Raw genomic sequence first — 3085 nt, forward strand, 5'->3', positions numbered from 1 at the left:
GCAGAAATACGGAGATGGCAATGTGCCGTTCCCGAGCGACTGGGGCGGTTATCGGCTAAAACCCGACGCCATCGAGTTCTGGCAGGGCCGCGCCAACCGCGTGCATGACCGGCTCGTCTACCGACAGGTGGACGGCGTCTGGCGTCTCGAGCGGCTGGAACCGTGAGCGAAGAATCAGCGGCATTGATTGCGCGGCTTGGTCTGGAACGGCATCCCGAGGGCGGCTGGTTCAAGCGCATCCACACTTCGGACGCCATCATCGAAACCGCACAGGGCCCGCGGGCACTCGTCACCTCGATCCACTACCTGCTGACCCCCGACGAGCCGCGCGGGCGCCTGCATCGCAACCGCTCGGACATCCTCCATTACCTGCAAGGCGGCGGGCCGGTGGAATACCTGCTGCTCGAAGACTCAGGCGAGCTGCGTCGTGTGGTGCTCGGTAGCGCACCGGGTCAGGCGCTGTTCCTGCACGTGCCGGGCGGTGTCTGGAAAGCGTCGCAACTGATCGACGGCGCCAGCCATGCGCTGGTCTCGGAAGCCGTGGTGCCGGGCTTCGACTTCGCCGATCACGCTTTTGCCGATCAGCGCCTGCTCGACGCGCATCCGGAACATCGTGCACTGCTGACCCCGTTGGTCCGCTTCTAATTGCGTTTCTAATTGGGGTCAGATACAGATTTAGTTGCCGGACTCAGGCGCGTAGCGAAATCACTGGCCAGCCGCGCGCTTCGGCGGCGGCGCGCAGCACCGGGTCGGCATCGACGGCATGCGGGTGGTCGACGAATTCGAGCAGCGGCAGATCGTTCTGCGAATCGCTGTAGCCGCTCAAGGAGGCGAACTTCACCGGATGCGCGGCCAGCCAGGCCTTGAGGTTGGTGACTTTGGCATCGCGGAAATTCGAGCGGGCGATGCGGCCGGTGAAGGCGTGGCCGTCGCGCTCCGGCTCGGTCGCCAGCAGATGCGGCACGCCGAGGTGGGCGGCAATCGGCTCGACAATGAAGCGGTTGGTGGCGGTGGTGATCAGCAATTCGTCGCCAGCCTGGCGATGCCGTTCGAGCAGCGCTGGCGCGTGGGTCGAGATCACCGGCACGATCTGCTCGGTAACGAAGCGCGCGCGCAGGCCTTCGAGTTGGGCCAGTGGCAGCGCCATCAGCGGCCGCAGCGAAAACGCCGCGAATTCATGGATGTCGAGCGTGCCGGCCGCGTATTCGTCATAGAAACGCTGGTTCTCGCGGGCGTAGTACTCGGCGTCGACCAGGCGGTTGGCCACCAGGAACTGGCCCCAGAGATAGTCGCTGTCGCCGTTGAGGAGCGTGTGGTCGAGATCGAAGACGGCGAGATTCATTGGATTTTCGTTGAACAGGCCGAGGCAGGAAGCCACGGTCTTGGCAGGACGCCATGCTGCCGGAAGTTTGCCGCAGGCGACGCGGCTATGAAAGAATCGATCGTGAATCTTTCCTTGCAAAGTGCGCCCAAGTGATTGACGCCGATGGCTTTCGACCCAACGTCGGGATCATCCTGACGCACATCGACGGCCGCGTGCTGTGGGCGAAGCGGATCGGTCAGGACGCCTGGCAGTTCCCGCAGGGCGGCATCAAGTTCGGCGAGACGCCGGAGGCCGCGCTCTATCGCGAGCTTGAAGAGGAACTGGGCCTGAAAGCCGAGCACGTTGAATGTCTGGGCGTGACCTCGGGCTGGCTCAGTTATCGCCTGCCGTCACGACTGGTGCGACGCGGCCGGCGGCCGGTGTGCATTGGCCAGAAGCAGAAGTGGTTCCTGCTACGGTTGACCAGCTGCGAATCGCTGGTCTGCTTCGATAAATCCGACAAACCCGAATTCGATCACTGGCGTTGGGTCGATTACTGGCATCCCTTGAGCGAAGTGGTGTCTTTCAAGCGTGAGGTCTACGTCGGCGCGCTGCGCGAACTGGCGCCGCTGATCGGGGCGCCGAGCCAGCCGCTGGCAGCGTCTGCGTCGAAACCGCGGCCGGATCAGGCGCGCCCTTAACCTGCTTTAGTGCTTGACGGCGCTTGGAAGCGCGGGATCAAAGGTGCCGTTATCAGTGAGAACGATCGGACGATGGTTTAAATTTCCCATCGATTGACAATCATTCTCATTAAGTTTTAAGATTCGGGCATGATCATTTGCGTCTGCAAAGCCATCTCCGATAAGACCATCCGCCGCACGGTCGAGCGCGGTGATGCAATTTCGCTGCGTGATCTGACCCGCGAAACCGGTCTTGGCACTTGCTGCGGTAAATGCGTGCCAGCCGCTCGTTCGACGCTTGCACAGGCTTTGTCCGCACTGCCGCGTTCGTCATCGGTCCTGGGCAGCCAAGAGCTTTCTGCTCAAGCTGCCTGTTGATCCTCCGGCGGCTGCCGGGTTTCAGTCCTTACCTTCTTTCGATTCCCGCCCGCTCTCCGTATATCCGTGGGGCCATTCCGCGTTCGTGGACAAACGTAATCGGCGTTGCTTCCGTGACCCAGAATTGAGAATCACACGCAAAATCGTTCAAAAGAACAAATAAATCAAGGGCTTGGACTTGTTCTGAATAGCGGTCCCTGGCTATACTCCGGTCGCACTTCAATCGGATCACCACCATGCGCGGCGACGCCAAAGTCCTCGAATTCCTGAACCAAGCCCTGAAGAACGAGCTTACGGCCGTCAATCAGTACTTTCTGCATGCCCGCATCTTCGGCAACTGGGGTCTGAAGAAGCTCGAAAAGTACGAGTTCGGCGAATCCATCGATGAGATGAAGCATGCCGACAAACTGATCAAGCGGATCCTGTTCTTGAACGGCCTGCCCAACCTGCAGGACCTTGGCAAGCTGTACATCGGCGAGGATGTGAAGGAAATCCTCGAGTGCGATCTCAAGCTGGAGTACGAGGCGCATCCGCTGTATCGCGATGCGATCGCTCACTGCGAAGTCGTCAAGGACTACGTGACCCGCGAATTGCTGGTCGAGATCCAGGAAAGCGAGGAACACCATATCGACTGGATCGAGGAACAGCTCGGTCTTATCGAAAAGATCGGCATCCAGAACTACATGCAGTCGGCGATGGGCGAGATCGGCGAAAGCTGATCAGC

General features: G+C 60.6%; 6 protein-coding genes. 5 read left to right on the top strand and 1 reads right to left on the bottom strand.

Features of this window, described 5'->3' with window-relative positions; translation table 11 throughout:
- Positions 1–22: 22 nt before the first annotated feature.
- The gene (locus tag QZY06_RS22285; protein WP_367275683.1) at positions 23–166 is read left to right on the top strand and encodes a pyridoxine 5'-phosphate oxidase C-terminal domain-containing protein; all 144 of its coding nucleotides are present in this window, start codon (positions 23–25) and stop codon (positions 164–166) included.
- Positions 163–645: a cupin domain-containing protein gene (locus QZY06_RS19350; protein WP_295687201.1), complete on the top strand. Its 483-nt coding sequence runs from the start codon at positions 163–165 to the stop codon at positions 643–645. The genes QZY06_RS22285 and QZY06_RS19350 overlap by 4 nt, the downstream gene beginning before the upstream one ends.
- Positions 646–688: 43 nt before the next feature.
- On the opposite strand, the gene QZY06_RS19355 is transcribed toward QZY06_RS19350, so the two are convergent.
- A complete protein-coding gene (locus QZY06_RS19355) occupies positions 689–1342 on the bottom strand; it encodes an HAD family phosphatase (protein ID WP_295687203.1) in 654 nt (217 codons plus the stop codon).
- A 131-nt stretch (positions 1343–1473) separates the two neighbouring features.
- Between QZY06_RS19355 and QZY06_RS19360 the strand changes: the two genes are divergently transcribed.
- The 3 genes from QZY06_RS19360 (at position 1474) to bfr (ending at position 3080) form a co-directional block, all read left to right on the top strand.
- The gene (locus QZY06_RS19360) at positions 1474–2004 is read left to right on the top strand and encodes an RNA pyrophosphohydrolase (protein WP_295687206.1); all 531 of its coding nucleotides are present in this window, start codon (positions 1474–1476) and stop codon (positions 2002–2004) included.
- Positions 2005–2133: 129 nt separating this feature from the next.
- Positions 2134–2361: a (2Fe-2S)-binding protein gene (locus QZY06_RS19365; protein ID WP_295687209.1), complete on the top strand. Its 228-nt coding sequence runs from the start codon at positions 2134–2136 to the stop codon at positions 2359–2361.
- 236 nt (positions 2362–2597) lie between these two features.
- Positions 2598–3080, top strand: a complete 483-nt coding sequence (bfr, locus tag QZY06_RS19370; RefSeq protein WP_295687210.1) for a bacterioferritin — start codon at positions 2598–2600, stop codon at positions 3078–3080.
- Positions 3081–3085: the final 5 nt, after the last annotated feature.

Source organism: uncultured Nevskia sp. (assembly GCF_903885465.1).
Classification (GTDB): domain Bacteria; phylum Pseudomonadota; class Gammaproteobacteria; order Nevskiales; family Nevskiaceae; genus Nevskia.